Below are 17664 nucleotides of genomic sequence, written 5' to 3' on the forward strand. Positions count from 1 at the left end.
CTCAAGCGAGGTAAAATAGTATGTAGTGTACTCACATATTTTTACGACCCGGTTGAGCAATCAAGCGGGTTTTTTAATTAATAGATTTTATGATACGAATAGCCATTCAAAAATCCGGACGTTTAAACGAAGATTCCCTACAAATCTTAAAAGACTGCGGTATCTCGATAGACAACGGTAAAGATCAATTGAAGGCATCATCCCGAAATTTCCCGTTGGAAGTTTTTTACCTTAGAAACGGTGATATCCCCCAGTATTTAAGGGACGGTGTGGTAGATATTGCCATAATCGGGGAGAATGTCTTGATCGAGAAGGGCGAGGACATAGAGATTGCCGAAAAATTGGGCTTCTCGAAATGCAAAGTATCCCTCGCCGTACCAAAATCCGTAAAATACGCTTCGGTGCAGGATTTTGAAGGAAAACGCATTGCAACATCCTACCCAAATACCGTTCGGAATTATTTGAAGAAAAACGGAGTCACTGCCGATTTGCATATCATTAATGGTTCCGTGGAAATTGCCCCGAATATTGGATTAGCGGATGCCATTTGTGATATCGTCTCCAGCGGAAGTACGTTGTTTAAGAATAATTTAAAGGAAGTCGAGGTGATGCTGAAAAGTGAGGCCGTGTTAGCGGTTTCCCCGAAAATATCCGAAGTTCGAAGAGAGATATTAAAGAAGATTCAATTCCGTATTCGCTCCGTTTTACAGGCTCGGCAATCGAAATACGTTTTGCTCAATGCGCCGAACGACAAACTGGATCGAATTTTATCGCTGCTTCCCGGAATGCGAAGTCCCACGGTTTTACCTTTGGCCGAAATGGGATGGAGTTCCGTGCATACGGTCATCAACAAAGACAAATTTTGGGAGGTCATTCATGAACTGAAAGAGGCCGGCGCCGAGGGTATTTTGGTGTGTCCCATTGAGAAAATGGTACTTTAAGATCTCGGCAATACGTAAAATCGCATCACGTAAATATGGATTTGAATATTCGTTTTATAGAAAAGGAAAAAATGGATTTGATTGTTCCCTTATTGGCACAATTAAACCCAAAAATCACTCATAATTTACTAAGAAACCGTTTACAGGACATGGTTTTACAAGGCTATCAATGTGTTGGTGTTCTTGATGACGATAAACTGATAGGCATTTCTGGAATGTGGGTACTCGTTAAATACTATGTAGGCAAGCATATTGAACCAGACAATGTCTTTCTATTGCCTGAATATCAGGGCAAAGGAATTGGTAAGTTATTGATGAACTGGATTTTTGACTACGCCAATTCGATTGGCTGTGTAGCTTCCGAACTAAATTGCGATACAGATAATGAATCCGGGACGCATTTTTGGAAAGTGCAAGGGTATGAAGTGGTTGGGTATCACTTTCAGAAACAATTAAATAGATGAATAAGATATACAGCCCAAATAGAGCCGATTGGAAGGACGTATTAAAACGCCCAACGCAGACCGTTGCCGATATCGAGCAGCAGGTAAATACTATTTTCAAGGAAGTTCAAAAGGAAGGTGATCACGTATTAAAAACGTACACCGAGGAATTCGATAAGGTTGCGTTGGATACCTTAAGGGTTTCTGAAATGGAAATAGAAGAAGCCAAAACTCAGGTTTCCTCTGAATTGAAGGATGCCATCCAATTGGCGAAAATGAATATCGAGACCTTCCATAAAGCCCAAATAACGGATAAAATCGAGGTGGAAACGGTAAAGGGGGTCCGCTGTTGGCAGGAAAAGCGACCGATTCAAAAAGTCGGACTGTATATTCCCGGAGGAACCGCGCCTCTGTTCTCGACCATTTTAATGCTGGCCGTTCCCGCGGCCATTGCGGGCTGCCAAGAAACAGTCATGTGCTCACCTCCAGACAAGGAGGGTAAAATACACCCGGCGATTTTGTACACGGCGAACCTCTGCGGAGTAACCCAAATTTTTAAGGTTGGTGGTATACAGGCTATTGCAGGCATGACCTTTGGCACGGAGAGCGTCCCAAAGGTCTATAAAATATTCGGACCGGGCAATCAGTACGTGACGGTAGCCAAGCAAATTGCAACGAAATACGGTGTAGCTATTGACATGCCCGCCGGACCGAGCGAACTTTTGGTCGTAGCGGACCATACCGCCAATCCGGTCTTTGTAGCTTCCGATCTATTGAGCCAGGCAGAACACGGAACGGATAGTCAGGTGATTTTGGTATCAACATCCAAAGAAATGATCAATGCGGTAGAAAAAGAGGTTGAAAAACAAATCGCAAAATTGCCTAGGAAAGAGATTGCGCAAAAGGCCATAGATAACAGCAAGTTGATTTTTGTTATCGATGACAGAATGGCCATCGATTTGATCAACGAATACGGCCCGGAACATTATATCGTTTGTGTCGAAAACGAGGATTTTTATATAGACCATACGATGAATGCCGGTTCGGTATTTATAGGTAATTACACACCAGAAAGCGCAGGCGATTACGCTAGCGGAACTAATCATACCTTACCCACAAACGGTTACGCTAAACAATACAGTGGTGTAAACTTGGACAGTTTTATGAAAAGTATGACCTTTCAAAAAATAACCGAAGAGGGCATTAAAGAAATCGGAAATGCCATAGAAATCATGGCCGAAGCGGAAGGATTGCAAGCTCATAAAAACGCGGTGACGTTGCGATTGGAGAGTTTGAAAAAGTAACACCTCCCTTTTTTAGAGCAGAAAGTCCGGTGTAATGGGCTGGGGCATAAACAACCCAAACGGTTTACTAACTGAATAGTATGACAAAGAAATGCCAATAAAAAAAGATTTTAATATCCAAAGCTTGATTCGGGAAAACGTTAAAGGCCTAAAACCCTATTCTTCGGCCCGCGACGAATACGTCGCCGATGGTTCCCAAATGGTGTTTTTGGATGCTAACGAGAACCCGTTCGAGAATGGGGTGAATCGCTATCCCGATCCCCAGCAGCGGCGTTTGAAGTCCGTTTTAATGGACCGGAAAGCGGTTCCTATTGAAAATATGCTGCTTGGTAACGGAAGCGATGAAGTTTTGGATCTGATTTTTCGGACATTCTGCGAGCCTAAAGTGGACAATATCATTACTTTGCCCCCGACTTATGGGATGTACAAGGTACTTGCCGCTATCAACCATATCGAAAATCGCGAAATATTGCTTACCGAAAATTTTCAACCCGATGTAGACAAAATTTTAGAGCGGGCTGACGAAAATTCCAAGTTATTGTTTCTCTGTTCCCCGAACAATCCTACCGGCAACAGCTTTTCGGAGAAAAAAATGATCCAATTGCTTGAAAATTTCAGCGGTTTGGTGGTCATTGACGAAGCCTATATCGATTTTTCGGACGGACAAAGCTGGTCAAAAAAATTGAAGGAATATCCCAATCTTATCGTCACCCAAACGTTGTCCAAAGCTTACGGATTAGCGGGTATACGATTGGGTATTTGTTTGGCGTCCAAAGCAATAATATCCGTTCTGAACAAAATCAAACCCCCTTACAATATCAATGAGCTGACACAGAACCACGCATTGAAAAGGCTGCAGAGTGTTTCCAGAATCCGCTTGGAAATAGCTGAAATACTGCACCAAAAAAAAATGGTGATCAAAGTGTTGAAGCATATTGATTTTATCGAAAAGGTTTATCCTTCCGACGCTAACTTTATTTTGGTAAAGGTCGATGATGCCGATGTCCGATACCAACAGTTACTGAACAAAGGAATCGTAACCCGAAACCGGAGCAATCAACCCCTCTGCGAAAACACACTTCGATTTACGATCGGCACTCCGGAAGAAAATATTAAGTTGGTAATGGCCTTGAAGGAAATAAATTAGGTGGAATGAAGAAGTTAGAAAAGGATAGTTCAAATACTACGGGTTCAGGGATGGTCAAAAAGAAAGTACTTTTTATAGATCGTGACGGTACGATTATCAAGGAAACCCTCGATGAGCAGATCGATGGCTTTGAAAAGATGATTTTCTACCCGAAAGTTTTCACTTTTTTGTCAAAAATAGCCAAAGAACTGGAATATGAGTTGGTTATGATTACCAATCAGGACGGATTGGGCACCGATTCCTTCCCGGAAGACACCTTTTGGCCGGTACATAATTTTATCCTAAAATCCTTTGAAAACGAAGGCGTGGTGTTCAACAAGGTTTTTTTAGATCGGACCTTTCCCCATGAAAATGCCGATACCCGAAAACCGGGCACCGGTTTACTAATGGACTATTTCACGGAAGCGTACGATTTGAAAAATTCCTACGTCATCGGGGATCGACTTACGGACATGGAACTCGCTAAAAATTTGAATTCTAAAGGTATTTTTATCAATGATGGCACTGATTTGGGAACTGGCGAAATTACAGTAAAACAAGAAGAACTTAGTTCGGTGATTGCTTTGGAAAGTAATGATTGGGGGAAGATTTATGAGTTTTTAAAGCTTGAAAATAGGCTTTCCGAAATTCATAGAAAAACCAATGAAACAGACATTTCTATAAAGGTCAATCTTGATGGCACGGGTAAAAGTGATATTAAAACCGGTTTGGCGTTTTTTGATCATATGCTTGACCAACTCGCCCGCCACGGCCAAATGGACATTGAGATCAAGGTCGACGGCGATTTGGAAGTCGATGAACATCACACCATCGAAGACACGGCTATTGCGTTGGGAGAAGTTTTCCATACGGCCTTGGGGAAAAAACTGGGTATCGAACGCTATGGCTTTTGTCTCCCCATGGACGATTGTTTGGCACAGGTAGCCATCGACTTTGGCGGACGCAACTGGCTCGTTTGGGATGTGGAGTTTAAAAGGGAAAAAGTAGGTGATATGCCCACAGAAATGTTCCATCATTTCTTCAAATCCTTTACGGATGGCGCTAAGGCCAATTTGAATATTAAGGCCGAAGGCACCAACGAGCATCATAAAATAGAGGCGATTTTCAAGGCGTTTGCGAAATCGATCAAGATGGCGGTGAAACGCGATATGGATAAGATGGTGTTACCCAGCACTAAAGGGATACTTTAGGTTGGTTTATTTAAAGAATTAGTTATCAGTATCATACTAAAAAATGAAGATTGTTATTATTAACTATGGTGCCGGAAATATTCAAAGCATCAAATTCGCGATTCAACGGTTGGGATATGAAGCCATCTTGAGCCATGACATCAAAGAGATACAGCATGCTGACAAGGTCATCTTCCCAGGAGTGGGGGAGGCGAGTAGTGCTATGAAAAAGTTGCGGGCAAGTGGAATCGATAAAATAATTCCCGATTTAAAACAACCTGTTCTGGGCATTTGTCTGGGTATGCAGCTGATGTGCAATTCTTCGGAAGAGGGAAATACGAAAGGTCTTGGCATTTTCAACACCGATGTTGTAAAGTTCTCGAATGCCGTAAAAGTTCCACAAATTGGATGGAATCAAATATCAAATTTAAAATCCGGAATTTTTAAGGAAATTAGAAATAACGAACATATTTATTTGGTTCACAGTTATTATGCGCCCTTATGTGATGCAACGATTGCCGAATCGGAATACGAATTAAGTTACAGTGCCGCTTTGCAAAAGGATAATTTTTATGGAACCCAATTTCATCCCGAGAAAAGCAGTGAGGCCGGGGCCCGGATTTTACAAAATTTTTTAAACCTATGAGGATAATTCCTGCCATAGATATCATAGACGGAAAGTGCGTACGGCTCTCTAAAGGAGATTACGACACCAAAAAAATCTACAACGAAAATCCACTGGAAGTAGCCAAGGAGTTTGAAGCACATGGCATTGAATACCTGCATCTGGTCGATTTAGATGGTGCGAAATCTAATCACATCGTAAATCACAAGGTTTTAGAGCAAATCGCTTTAAAGACCACTCTGAAAATCGACTTTGGAGGGGGGCTAAAAACCGATGATGACCTGCGTATCGCGTTTGAATGCGGTGCTAGGCAAATTACTGGTGGAAGCATAGCCGTTAGGAATACCGATACTTTCGTCGGATGGATCGAAAAGTATGGGGCAGAAAGGATTATTCTCGGGGCCGATGCCATGGACGAGAAAGTAGCGGTCTCAGGATGGCAAGAAGAATCTTCGGAGGAATTGATTCCTTTCATTAAATCATATCAAAAAAAAGGGATTCAATACGTAATTTGCACAGATATTGCAAAGGATGGCATGTTGGAAGGGCCATCGTTCGATTTGTACCGAAAAATAATCGAAATGTCCGTTCGAGCACCTGAAACACTTTTGGCACAGGGTTCGTCGAGAAGCGATGAACTATCGACGGCACTCAAAGTCACATCCAAATTAAAATTGATAGCTAGCGGTGGAATATCCGCTTTTGATGAACTTCCTAAGTTAGCAGAAATTGGTTGTGAAGGAACGATAATCGGAAAAGCGATTTACGAAAATAGGATCAGTTTAAAGGTTCTTGAAAACTATATACAGTCCGTATGAGACCCGAGAAAGCAATCCTTTCGGAATTTATAGACAACGCGATCTATCGTTTGGAAGAAGGTATGCGAATGGTTGAGATAAGTCTAAACGGAATTTCCGAGGAGGAACTTTGGCAGAAACCGAACACGGCATCAAACAGTATAGCTAATATACTACTGCACGTTTGCGGCAATATAAGCCAATATGCCATCTCGTCCTTGGGCGAGAGACCTGATATTCGGGAAAGGGCCTTGGAGTTTTCGGTGAATTCCGGGGCTAAAAAAAAAGAGCTGCTCGAAAAATTGACGTATACCGTGCTTGATGCCAAGTCGGTTATCACGCATTGTTCTTTGGAAAAATTACTTCATAAACGGGAAGTTCAAGGTTTTTCATATTCAGGAATAGGCATCATTATCCATGTGGTCGAACACTTTTCCTACCACACCGGCCAAATAGCCTTTTGGGTAAAACAATTGAAGAATAAAGATTTGGAATTTTACAAAGATGTAGACCTTTCCATCAAGAATAAAGATTGAAATGCTAGCAAAAAGAATTATCCCCTGTCTGGACATCAAAGACGGCCGTACGGTCAAAGGTGTAAATTTCATCGATTTGCGCGATGCCGGTGACCCGGTCGAACTTGCAGAAATCTACAGTAAGGAAGGCGCCGATGAACTCGTGTTCTTGGATATATCGGCAACCGAACAAAAACGAAAAACGCTGGCGGAATTGGTGTACCATGTTGCCGAAAAGGTGAACATTCCCTTTACGGTCGGCGGAGGAATTTCATCTGTGGAAGATGTAGATATGCTTTTACAGAAAGGTGCGGATAAGGTTTCCATTAATTCTTCCGCGGTCAAGAATCCGCAATTAATCAATGATCTGGTCGCCAAATTCGGCTCGCAATGTATCGTTGTTGCTATTGACGCCAAGCGAATTGATGGGGAATGGATCGTACATCTTATAGGAGGAAAAGTCCCGACGGGGCGCAAGCTGTTCGAATGGGCCAAGGAAGTAGAGGAACGCGGTGCCGGGGAAATTCTGTTCACTTCTATGGACCACGACGGTACCAAAGACGGATTCGCCAATGAAGCTTTGGCCCGATTATCAAAGGAATTGAACATTCCAATCATCGCATCGGGCGGTGCAGGCAACATGCAGCATTTCATGGATACATTTACCATTGGAAAAGCCGATGCAGCATTGGCGGCAAGCGTCTTCCACTTTAAAGAAATCGGGATAAAGGATTTAAAAGAAAATTTAAAGAAAAACGGAATCCCCGTAAGACTATAAAAAATATCATACGGAGAGAGTCGATAATAATTTAACCCGAGCGAAGTCGAAAAAACGTCTCCCTGAGTGCAGAGTGGTGCCTAGCAACGGTTAAATCTCTCGATTGCCGCCAGATCAAGAAAAGAATTACTATTATGAAAGTAAACTTCAATAAAAACCCAGACGGCCTAATACCCGCTATCATACAAGATGCAATCACAAAGAATGTCTTGATGCTTGGCTATATGAACGAGGCCGCTTTGATAAAAACCCAAGAAACCAAAAAAGTGACCTTTTTCAGCCGCTCGAAACAGCGTTTGTGGACCAAAGGGGAGGAGAGCGGTAATTTTCTAAACCTGGTCAATATTAAAAACGACTGTGATAATGACACCTTGTTGGTTTCCGTAAACCCCGAAGGCCCGACCTGCCATACTGGAAGCGATACGTGCTGGAACAAGGAAAACGTTTCAAATTTCGGATTTCTCTCTTACTTGGAAGACGTCATCGAACAGCGCCGCACTTCATCCGACGGCAGCAAGTCGTATGTAGCATCTCTCTTTGAAAAGGGCATCAACAAAATCGCACAAAAAGTAGGGGAGGAGGCCGTTGAAACCGTCATCGAGGCCAAAGACGATAACGACGAACTATTCTTGTACGAAAGTGCGGACTTACTTTTTCACTACTTGATTTTGCTCCAGGCCAAAGGCTTCACTTTGAAGGATATTGAAGCCGAGTTAAAAAAGAGGCATAAATAATTTTGTAATTTGTGTTGCTCGAATTATATTGAAGCGCCACCGCTTACGATGCCAATCAGGCAAGGCTTTTACGATTTAGCGATGGTAATGCCTCGTTTTATGATCATAAGAACGTGCCAAACCGAAAATTTCTAGGTAGGGCCGTTTGCGATTTTAACGAATAGCCGCTAGAATTATTTTCACCACCACACCACAAAAATCTTCTCAAATTCCGTTTCCGATTTTCGCATCCAGACCATTGGGGCATTTTCTTGTATCATCCGCAAATTGATATCCATTAAAATTTCAAAATGGGTTTTCCAATATACATCGTTATGCGGCGGTACGACCCATTCAGATTTATAAGGAATGTAATAGGAATATCCTCGGAATTCCTTTGTATTCAACGCATCGAATTGTAACCAATATCCCTGAACACAGGCGTTGTTCAACGGCCGGATATGAATCTCGGATTCTCGGTAAGGAATGAACAATTGCCCCTTAAAGCAGCATTGATGTATAATTTTTTCATGATCGATTCCCTTTGCTTGAAGTGCATCGCTTCCCTCATCCGTGTGTAAAAGAGGAAACTGCCGCTGTTTTATCTTTTCCATTTTCGTAAAAAACATATCCCGACGGTTGGGACCTATTAACTGATGAACGGGTGCTGAAATAGCCGTATCGATGAGGTAAAACTTGTAGGTCAGTTCGACATGTAATACGTGTTCGGTTTCCACATCTCGCACTATAAAATCGATTTCCCCGATAGTACGGTTACGCTGCTTGATAGGTAGGTTATGTAAGAGGATCTCATACTGCGGTGAGCCTTCAACCAACTGCCGAAAGACATGCTCCATTTGATGGCCCAGACGTAGACGTTGCGGAATGGGGTGAGACTGAAAATTGGTCAAATCGATTTCCGGAAACTTGAATTGAGGTAAGCCAAACTGCTCCTTTGTCCATAATGGCGGAGTATTGAGAAATCCGATAAAGCGTTTATCGATCATGGCGTACAAAGATATTGTATCGTATTTGAACCTTGAAATAGGGTCGCTAAATATACATCCTATCTAATGTCGATTTAAAAGCGGGTTGCCGAGCCGAGCCTATTAAATTAAAAGAGTACTGGAATTTAGGATAATACTGGTTATTTGACAGTTTCCCAGTACGGTTTCTAACCATTTTGAAGAAAATCGACAAAACTTTTTTATCTTGTAGATTATATCTAGTTTTAAGTTAAAGCCGAAATGGTGCATAGGCAATCCTGGAATTTGGCTTCCCCTGAAACTAGGTGCAATAAACTCGTCATTCTAAAAAAAAACGAACACATGAATTCAAACAGAAGAAATTTCCTTAAAAAAACTTCATTAGTAGGGGCGGGAATAGCCTTTACGCCAAGTATTTCAAAAGCGAACATGTTTTCCCAACATCGGGTTTCCAGCGCGCAATATATGGGTGGATTCGTAGCCCCAAAGTTAGATACCGTCCGTTTTGCCTTTATCGGTGTCGGTTCCCGTGGATCTGGCCATGCGAAACAGATTGCTTCCATCGAGGGTACCGAAATCGTTGCTATTTCAGATCTCTACGAAGATTTGGCAAAAAAGTCCGAAGAAGCCTGTAAAGAACTGGGTAAAGGACAAAGGCATAAAAAAATAAAATTGTACACGAACGGGGAGAACGATTGGAAAAAAATGCTCGAAGAGCAAAAACCGGATGCCGTAATCATTGCCACGCCTTGGGAATTGCATGCGCCCATGGCCATTGGCGCCATGAACGCGGGAACCCATGCGTTTGTCGAAGTACCTTTGGCCCTTACAGTGGAAGAAATGTGGCAGTTGGTCGACGTTTCGGAAAAGACCAAGAAACACTGCATGATGATGGAAAATGTCAACTACGGTCGTGAAGAGCTATTGTATCTTAATATGTGCCGACAGGGTGTAATCGGTGAACTACTGCATGGTGAAGCGGCCTATATTCATGAACTAAGGTCGCAAATGGAAGATGTCGATCGCGGCACCGGATCATGGCGAACCCCACATTATGCACATCGCAATGGTAATCTGTATCCTACGCATGGCTTGGGGCCTGTTGCCCAATATATGAATATCGCCAGGGGAGAAGATAATTTTAAGTTTATGAATTCCTTTTCATCCCCGGCCAAGGGTCGTCAGTTATACGCGGAAAAGAACTTTCCCGCGGATCACAAATGGAATCAATTGGATTTTAAAGGTGGGGATATCAATACGTCCATCATAAAAACCGAAATGGGCCGAACCATCATGGTGCAATGGGACGAGACCAGTCCGCGGCCGTATACCAGACATAACCTGATTCAAGGAACCAAAGGCGCTTTGGCCGGATTCCCTAATCGGGTGGCCCTGGAAGGTGGTATAGAAGGGGTCACGGAAAACCATCATGAGTGGGCCGAAGGTGACGGTCTGCAGAAAATCTTTGAAAAATATGAGCATCCACTATACAAACGTCTCGGCGAACTCGCTACAAAAATGGGCGGTCATGGCGGAATGGATTTCATGATGCTCTATCGTATTGTGGAATGTTTACGAAAAGGAGAACCGTTAGATCAGAACCTATATGAAGGTTGTCTTTGGAGTGCGGTCGGGCCTTTGAGCGAAGCCTCGGTCGCAGCGAACGGCGCCCCACAAGAATTTCCGGATTTTACCAGAGGTTCATGGAAAAAGACTGATGCACTGGCGATTGTAGATTGATGTATTAAATACCCAAAAAAATGGATTGGCCCAGCGTCGATCCATTTTTGTTTAAAGATTTACTTAGAACCGTTAACATTTCCTAAAAATAGCGGTCATCACAGCGAATTGTCCTAATTTTATATAATGGCAATGAACACAAGACAAGGGTTTCGGTTTTCGACGTATGAAGCACCGAATCAAACTCCCTTCGAAAAACTTTTCGATATTTTTCAGGAACTCATCACCCATACTTCGGGCGATTTTGACGAGGCCATCGATTGGCTGCGCGAGCTGGACAAGGAGTATGAACTCACCAACGACGAATATACCATAGATGATTTTATAGAGGAACTGAAAGCGAAAGGATATATCCGTGAGGAGTTTGAGGATGGCGGTGGACAAATGGGTGAAGATGGCGAGGAAGGTGATGGCAATGGAAAAGGAAGTATTTCCATTACCGCCAAGATGGAACGTATTATCCGCCAACGGGCGTTGGACCAGATTTTCGGAAAACTCAAACGAAGCGGTGCCGGCAATCACAAAACTGGAAAATCGGGACAAGGCGATGAACATACCGGAGATTTACGTGAATACCGCTATGGTGACGGGCTAGAACATATATCCATGACCGATAGCTTAAAAAATGCCCAAGTAAATCACGGAATCGGCAATTTTAACCTCAGTGAGGAAGATTTAGTGGTTGAAGACACACAGTATAAGGCACAGATGAGTACCGTGCTTATGATAGATATCAGCCATAGTATGATTCTCTATGGCGAGGACCGGATCACGCCGGCCAAAAAAGTGGCCATGGCTCTTGCCGAACTGATCACTACCCGCTATCCGAAGGATACGTTGGATATTTTGGTCTTTGGTAACGACGCCTGGCCTATTCCCATTAAAGACCTGCCCTACCTGAAAGTGGGCCCGTATCATACCAATACGGTAGCTGGATTACAATTGGCCATGGATATGCTCCGTCGAAAACGAAACACCAACAAACAAATTTTTATGATTACCGATGGTAAGCCTAGTTGTTTAAGGCTTCCCGATGGTACGTATTATAAAAACAGCGTCGGATTGGACGATTATATTGTTGAAAAATGTTATAACATGGCCCGTCAGGCCCGTAAGTTGCATATTCCCATAACCACTTTTATGATTGCCCAAGATCCCTATTTGATGCAATTCATCCGTCATTTCACGGAAGCCAACAAAGGCAAAGCATTTTTCACGGGATTAAAGGGATTGGGCGAAATGATTTTTGAGGACTATGAATCGAATCGCAGGAAAAAGTTAAAATAAAATACCAAGTATAAAAAGAGATCCAAGAGCAAGGAACAAAGACTGAAGACTAACTTTTTTAATCGTGTTAGTCCTGCCTCTTGTTCTTAATTGCTTATATCTCACGCTAAAACTATGAATTTGAACCACAAAAAAATTAAAACCCTCGGCGAATTAAAGGCTGCGGGCTATCAAAGCAAAAGTATAAAAGACGAACTCCGCGAAAACCTTCGGGAGAAAATCAAAAATGGCGATGAAACCTTCCAAGGTGTATGGGGCTATGAAGATTCTGTAATTCCAGAATTGGAGCGTGCCATTTTATCACGGCACAATATCAATTTACTCGGACTTCGTGGACAGGCAAAAACCCGCTTGGCACGGCTAATGGTCCATCTGTTAGACGAATGGATTCCCTTTGTAGAAGGTTCCGAAATCAACGATGATCCCTTAAAACCGATGTCAAGATATTCCAGGGAGTTGATTAAGGAAAAAGGGGACGATACCCCGATTTCTTGGTTGCACCGAGAAGAACGCTTTTATGAAAAACTGGCCACCCCTGATGTTACCGTGGCGGATTTGATCGGAGATGTCGATCCCATAAAAGCGGCCAACCTCAAATTGTCCTATGCCGATGACCGAGTGATCCATTTCGGAATGATTCCCCGTGCGAATCGTTGTATTTTTGTTATCAACGAGCTGCCCGATTTACAGGCCCGAATCCAAGTTTCCCTATTCAATATTTTAGAGGAAGGTGATATTCAAATCCGTGGTTTCAAGTTGCGATTGCCCTTGGATATCCAATTCGTATTCACCGCCAACCCCGAGGATTATACCAATCGAGGAAGCATCGTAACTCCACTAAAAGATAGAATAGGCTCGCAAATTTTGACGCATTATCCCGATGATATAGTGACCGCACGTAAAATCACCGAACAAGAATCGAAATTGGACAAACGCCAAACCGATGCCGTTTATGTACCGGACATCGCTAAGGATCTTCTAGAACAGATAAGTTTCGAGGCCCGTAACAGTGAATATGTAGATGCGAAAAGTGGCGTTAGCGCCCGTACGAGTATTTCCGCTTTTGAAAACCTGTTGAGTACTGCCGAAAGAAGGGCACTACTGAACGGTGCCGAAAAAACCATGGTCCGATTGAGCGATTTTGTGGGTGTAGTTCCGGCCATCACGGGGAAGATTGAATTGGTCTATGAAGGAGAGCAGGAAGGTGCCGATGCCGTTGCCGCCATCCTAATCGATGATGCGGTGAAGTCTCTTTTCCCGGAATATTTTCCGAAAATAGAAAAACTTAAAAAGAAAGACGCAGAAACCCCGTACGATGAACTGGTACATTGGTTTTTTCAAGGAGAAGGTTTCGAGCTCTTGGATGACTTTACCGACGAGGAATACAAACGGGCATTAGATCGTATTCCACAATTGAATCAACTGATCAAGCAATATCAGCCCGATTTTCCGGAAGCAGATGTATATTTCTTAAAGGAATTGTTGTTGTGGGGATTAGTGGCCCATAAAAAATTGAGCAAGAACCGCTTTTCAGAGGGATATCAGTTCAAGGATTTGTACGGGAGTTTTATTAGCGGGCTTTGATTTAGAATGAACTTTTTATTAGAAATTTTTCTGTATTAAAAGCCCTTCATTAAAAACCTTAGAAACAATTTTCTCGAATTATCAAAGTGAGTATCGAGGCCACTTTCCCAAAAGTTCCTATCAATTTGACAAAGAGAGCATTAAGCAAAAACCCGGCTGTTTGGCCGGGTTTTTAATGCGGTATACTTTTGTTTCACTCCCAAGTATCGACATGCTGGTTCATATCATCAAATTTGTATTCGCCGACCATTTCTTTACGGTAATGGATGGCCAATATCGTTAATACCAAAAGAAGTAGGTGTAAGACAAAAATTGAAATACCCAACGGCAGAAAAGTAGCGGGCACGACATAATTTACGAATTCACTGTAAGAAGTAAGTGTGGACAAGATCTCGGAGGTTTTGAAGACATAGATTAAAAATGCGCCATAGAGCATATACTCTATATTTCGCATAAGGGGATCTGTCAATTCATCTTCTTCTATCTTAAATTTTAAGACGTATAAAAAGGTGAAATGAATCAAAGTAGTCACCGGAAATAAATAATTATCGGGCTTTAATAAATAAAAATTATTCGTGTACAGACCGTAAAAATCAAAAATAATAAGCAGTACCAGTACCGCGATGGAAAGATAAATAGTGCTTTTCCATGACAGGATTTTAAAAATGGATTTCATAACAGTAATTTTCTGGGATTGGGACAAAATCGATTTAATGGATTCCGTTAAGCTAAAAACGGTATTATGTTACCCTTTATTTAAAAAACTCGATAAACCGCAGATTTTGTAGTCAGGTTCTTAAAATTCGATCAGAAAATACCGAATTTTCCTTCCAGCTAAACATTATAAAATTAAAATCATCGGTAATGAAAAGGGTTTGCGGTCTCCGACAATTTAAAGTCAATATTACTTGGTGAGCCGTATAATCCTATTTAGTGTGGCTTCTTTTGCTACTTTTGTTTTGTTAGGCTTTGGCATTTTAAACATGGAAAAATGCTAGCTTCACACCCAATTAGAAAATATGCGGCAAGCAACCCTTTCATACTTAATACGTACTCAATATTTAGGGTTTCGCTACAGTGGATGGCAAATACAGCCTGGGCAACGTACCGTTGAAGGTATGCTGTCAAAAACTTTGAAGTTTATTTTACCGGGCGAACCCTTCAAAATTCTTGCTGCCGGCAGAACGGATGCCAAAGTTTCTGCATTGGATATGGCGTTTGAACTTTTTTTGGACGCTGCCTTGGAGAATATGCCAAACTTCCTCGAACTTTTTAATTTGAACCTTCCTCCGGATATCCGAGTCTTGTCCATCGCTCCAATATCCCAAAAATTGAATATTATCAAGGATGCAAAAACGAAGGAATATGTGTACCTGTTTTCCTATGGTGAAAAAAACCATCCGTTCTGTGCTCCTTTTTTGGCCCATATTCATGGTAATCTCGATATCTCTGTAATGAAAGAAGCGGCCCGGCTTTTCGAAGGTATCCACAATTTCTCCGCCTATACCGTAAAAGACCGCGGGAAGACCCAAACAACGCGCAGCATAACATCCTGTATGCTAAAACGTAATACCTTGCTAAGCGCTAATTTCTTTCCTAAGAAAAGTTACGCGCTGCATGTCGAAGGTGCCGGATTTATGCGCTACCAAGTGCGTATGATGATGGGGGCCCTTATTCAGTTGGGTAAAGCTGAGCTCACCCTATCCGATATAGAAGCTTCCCTTCAAGAACAACCTAACATACAGCTCACTTATATTGCACCCGGTTCCGGGCTGGTCTTGAACCGGTCGGAGTTTAGTATTTAAAGGGACAGCTTATCCAAAATTAAAACACAAACACCGTTCTAAATTTCTCTTAACTTTAGCATCATAAAAACCCATTTATCTCTTAGAAACTCTAATCCCATGCGAAAAAGAAAGAAAATCACTAGCATTATTCCGAAAATGCCTTCACGGTTCGCCAAAAAAAAGGGAAAGGCACCCGGTACCATTACCTATATGGGGCGCAGGGAAAATCTTGAAAGCGTTGTAAATATTCTAGAATACAATGAGAACGAGTTAAACGTACACGCCCCGGCCAACATTGAAGAGATTGTAGCCCATAAAGGCCCGCCTATGATATCTTGGATAGATATTGTTGGGCTTAGCGATGAAGCGTTTATCGAAAAGGTGGGGAAGCGATTCGGATTGAACTCCCTAGTAATGGAAGATATCGTAAACACCCATCAACGCCCTAAGATCGATGAATATGAGCCCCATATTTTTGCCGTCTTTAAAATGCTATACATTAACGAAAATGGTGAGTTGATCGGGGAACATGTCGCCTTGGTGCTTTTGGAAAACTGCGTACTTGTTTTTCAGGAATTGGAGGATGACGTTTTTACGGGTGTCCGCGACCGGGTCAGTAAAATGGACGGCCGCATCCGTTCCCGAGGGGCTGACTACCTCTTCTTTGCCCTCTTAGATGCGGTAGTGGATAACTATTTTGCGGTGTTGGAATATCTAAACGATAAGATAGAAGTTTTAGAAGAAGCCATATATGCTGATCCCAGTCCCGAAGTGGCCCAAAAAATCCAGGAACTGAAAAAGGAGGTACTGCGGGTTAGGCGCTGGATTTATCCTGTTAAAGAATTGGTCAGCCGATTAATAGACACCGACCACCCATTAATCGCCAAAGAGACTAAAGTCTTTCTTAGGGATGTACTGGACCATGCCATCGAAGTCAACGAGAGTATACAGATCTATCGCGAAATGTCGATGAGTCTTATGGAAATGTATATGAGCAACATGAGCAATAAAATGAACGAGGTGATGAAGGTGTTAACGATTATGGCGTCCATTTTCATACCCTTGACGTTTATTGCCGGCATTTATGGGATGAATTTTGATCATATGCCCGAACTGCATTATGAAAATGGCTATTACGTGGTGTGGGGCGTGATGATTGCCCTAATTATTGGCATGATGATTTATTTCAGAAGAAAGCACTGGATATAGACATGTAAAGTCATGTCTTTGCCCGGCCCATAATTTACCCAATTATTCACATGGCATTTTAATTTTCTGTTACTTTGTTATCGAAACCAATAAAAGAAGTTATATGAAATCTATAGATGTATCGATGTTCGCTGTTGTACTTTTTTCAATGGGGTGCTTATATGCCCAAAATCCGAATCGGGAACTTTCCCAGGAGACCACGGAAAAAAAATACGAAGTTTACGAAGAAGGCCAATTGGTCAAGAAATCGGTAAAGATCCATACCGTAATCCGACAGGATGTTCAGTTTGATACTGTGGTAGAAAACAAAATCGATGCCCGTAGAATTAACACGCCGAAGAAAATCTTTAAAACGGTAAGTATAGACAACGATATGGACCCAGAGTACGACGAAACCATAAAATTCAGCTATGCCTCGGATGCAAAAAAGGATTTTCTAATCAACGTAAACGATGACGAGATATTCACGGCTTTGGAAAAAAGCAAGTATTTGAATGTCAAGGATAATAAGGATATGTCGGAGGAAAATCTGAACGAGATGATTGTAATTACCGGTGATGACGGAAAAGTAATCCAATTAGAATTGGAGCAAAACGACCCGCAAGAATAAGCCTTTGAATCACACCTAAGATTTTTGCC

The 17664-nt window shown here is 42.2% G+C and carries 18 protein-coding genes; 16 read left to right on the forward strand and 2 right to left on the reverse strand.

Annotated elements, in window-relative coordinates; translation table 11 throughout:
* The first annotated feature begins 89 nt into the window (after window positions 1–89).
* From hisG to hisIE, 10 genes are all read left to right on the forward strand, one after another.
* A complete protein-coding gene (gene hisG, locus BLT07_RS08715; protein WP_091867790.1) occupies window positions 90–941 on the forward strand; it encodes an ATP phosphoribosyltransferase in 852 nt (283 codons plus the stop codon).
* A 35-nt stretch (window positions 942–976) separates the two neighbouring features.
* Window positions 977–1405: a GNAT family N-acetyltransferase gene (locus tag BLT07_RS08720; RefSeq protein WP_091867792.1), complete on the forward strand. Its 429-nt coding sequence runs from the start codon at window positions 977–979 to the stop codon at window positions 1403–1405.
* A complete protein-coding gene (hisD, locus tag BLT07_RS08725) occupies window positions 1402–2688 on the forward strand; it encodes a histidinol dehydrogenase (protein ID WP_091867794.1) in 1287 nt (428 codons plus the stop codon). The genes BLT07_RS08720 and hisD overlap by 4 nt, the downstream gene beginning before the upstream one ends.
* A gap of 91 nt (window positions 2689–2779) precedes the next feature.
* Window positions 2780–3835, forward strand: coding sequence for a histidinol-phosphate transaminase (hisC, locus tag BLT07_RS08730; protein WP_091867795.1), 1056 nt, complete (start codon window positions 2780–2782; stop codon window positions 3833–3835).
* A 5-nt stretch (window positions 3836–3840) separates the two neighbouring features.
* Window positions 3841–5025, forward strand: coding sequence for a bifunctional histidinol-phosphatase/imidazoleglycerol-phosphate dehydratase HisB (hisB, locus tag BLT07_RS08735; RefSeq protein ID WP_245726481.1), 1185 nt, complete (start codon window positions 3841–3843; stop codon window positions 5023–5025).
* 43 nt (window positions 5026–5068) lie between these two features.
* Entirely contained in the window at window positions 5069–5650 is a 582-nt protein-coding gene (gene hisH, locus BLT07_RS08740) for an imidazole glycerol phosphate synthase subunit HisH (protein ID WP_091867797.1), read from the forward strand.
* Window positions 5647–6447, forward strand: coding sequence for a 1-(5-phosphoribosyl)-5-[(5-phosphoribosylamino)methylideneamino]imidazole-4-carboxamide isomerase (locus tag BLT07_RS08745; RefSeq protein ID WP_091867799.1), 801 nt, complete (start codon window positions 5647–5649; stop codon window positions 6445–6447). Before hisH ends, BLT07_RS08745 begins: the two co-directional genes overlap by 4 nt.
* Entirely contained in the window at window positions 6444–6962 is a 519-nt protein-coding gene (locus tag BLT07_RS08750) for a DinB family protein (RefSeq protein WP_091867801.1), read from the forward strand. The genes BLT07_RS08745 and BLT07_RS08750 overlap by 4 nt, the downstream gene beginning before the upstream one ends.
* A gap of 1 nt (window position 6963) precedes the next feature.
* Window positions 6964–7719, forward strand: coding sequence for an imidazole glycerol phosphate synthase subunit HisF (gene hisF, locus BLT07_RS08755; RefSeq protein WP_091867803.1), 756 nt, complete (start codon window positions 6964–6966; stop codon window positions 7717–7719).
* A 134-nt stretch (window positions 7720–7853) separates the two neighbouring features.
* On the forward strand, window positions 7854–8453 hold the full coding sequence (hisIE, locus tag BLT07_RS08760) for a bifunctional phosphoribosyl-AMP cyclohydrolase/phosphoribosyl-ATP diphosphatase HisIE (protein WP_091867805.1): 600 nt from the start codon (window positions 7854–7856) through the stop codon (window positions 8451–8453).
* A 179-nt stretch (window positions 8454–8632) separates the two neighbouring features.
* Here the strand turns inward: hisIE and BLT07_RS08765 are convergent, their stop codons facing one another.
* Window positions 8633–9439: a DUF1853 family protein gene (locus tag BLT07_RS08765; protein ID WP_091867807.1), complete on the reverse strand. Its 807-nt coding sequence runs from the start codon at window positions 9437–9439 to the stop codon at window positions 8633–8635.
* A 321-nt stretch (window positions 9440–9760) separates the two neighbouring features.
* On the opposite strand from BLT07_RS08765, the gene BLT07_RS08770 reads away from it, so the two are divergent.
* The 3 genes from BLT07_RS08770 to BLT07_RS08780 all read left to right on the forward strand — a co-directional run bounded on the left by BLT07_RS08770 (window position 9761) and on the right by BLT07_RS08780 (window position 14029).
* A complete protein-coding gene (locus BLT07_RS08770; RefSeq protein ID WP_091867809.1) occupies window positions 9761–11158 on the forward strand; it encodes a Gfo/Idh/MocA family protein in 1398 nt (465 codons plus the stop codon).
* A gap of 126 nt (window positions 11159–11284) precedes the next feature.
* Window positions 11285–12445, forward strand: coding sequence for a vWA domain-containing protein (locus BLT07_RS08775; RefSeq protein ID WP_091867811.1), 1161 nt, complete (start codon window positions 11285–11287; stop codon window positions 12443–12445).
* 114 nt (window positions 12446–12559) lie between these two features.
* Complete coding sequence (locus tag BLT07_RS08780; protein ID WP_091867813.1) at window positions 12560–14029, forward strand: AAA family ATPase; 1470 nt, start codon at window positions 12560–12562, stop codon at window positions 14027–14029.
* Between the two features lie 193 nt (window positions 14030–14222).
* On the opposite strand, the gene BLT07_RS08785 is transcribed toward BLT07_RS08780, so the two are convergent.
* Window positions 14223–14705, reverse strand: a complete 483-nt coding sequence (locus tag BLT07_RS08785) for a hypothetical protein (RefSeq protein ID WP_091867815.1) — start codon at window positions 14703–14705, stop codon at window positions 14223–14225.
* A gap of 442 nt (window positions 14706–15147) precedes the next feature.
* Here BLT07_RS08785 and BLT07_RS08790 point away from each other — a divergent pair, with 442 nt between their 5' ends.
* The 3 genes from BLT07_RS08790 (at window position 15148) to BLT07_RS08800 (ending at window position 17635) form a co-directional block, all read left to right on the forward strand.
* The gene (locus BLT07_RS08790; protein WP_317040749.1) at window positions 15148–15834 is read left to right on the forward strand and encodes a tRNA pseudouridine synthase A; all 687 of its coding nucleotides are present in this window, start codon (window positions 15148–15150) and stop codon (window positions 15832–15834) included.
* Window positions 15835–15933: 99 nt separating this feature from the next.
* Entirely contained in the window at window positions 15934–17025 is a 1092-nt protein-coding gene (gene corA / locus BLT07_RS08795; protein WP_091867818.1) for a magnesium/cobalt transporter CorA, read from the forward strand.
* Window positions 17026–17128: 103 nt separating this feature from the next.
* The gene (locus BLT07_RS08800) at window positions 17129–17635 is read left to right on the forward strand and encodes a hypothetical protein (protein ID WP_091867820.1); all 507 of its coding nucleotides are present in this window, start codon (window positions 17129–17131) and stop codon (window positions 17633–17635) included.
* Window positions 17636–17664: the final 29 nt, after the last annotated feature.

The organism is Pricia antarctica (assembly GCF_900101815.1).
Classification (GTDB): Bacteria; Bacteroidota; Bacteroidia; order Flavobacteriales; family Flavobacteriaceae; genus Pricia; species Pricia antarctica.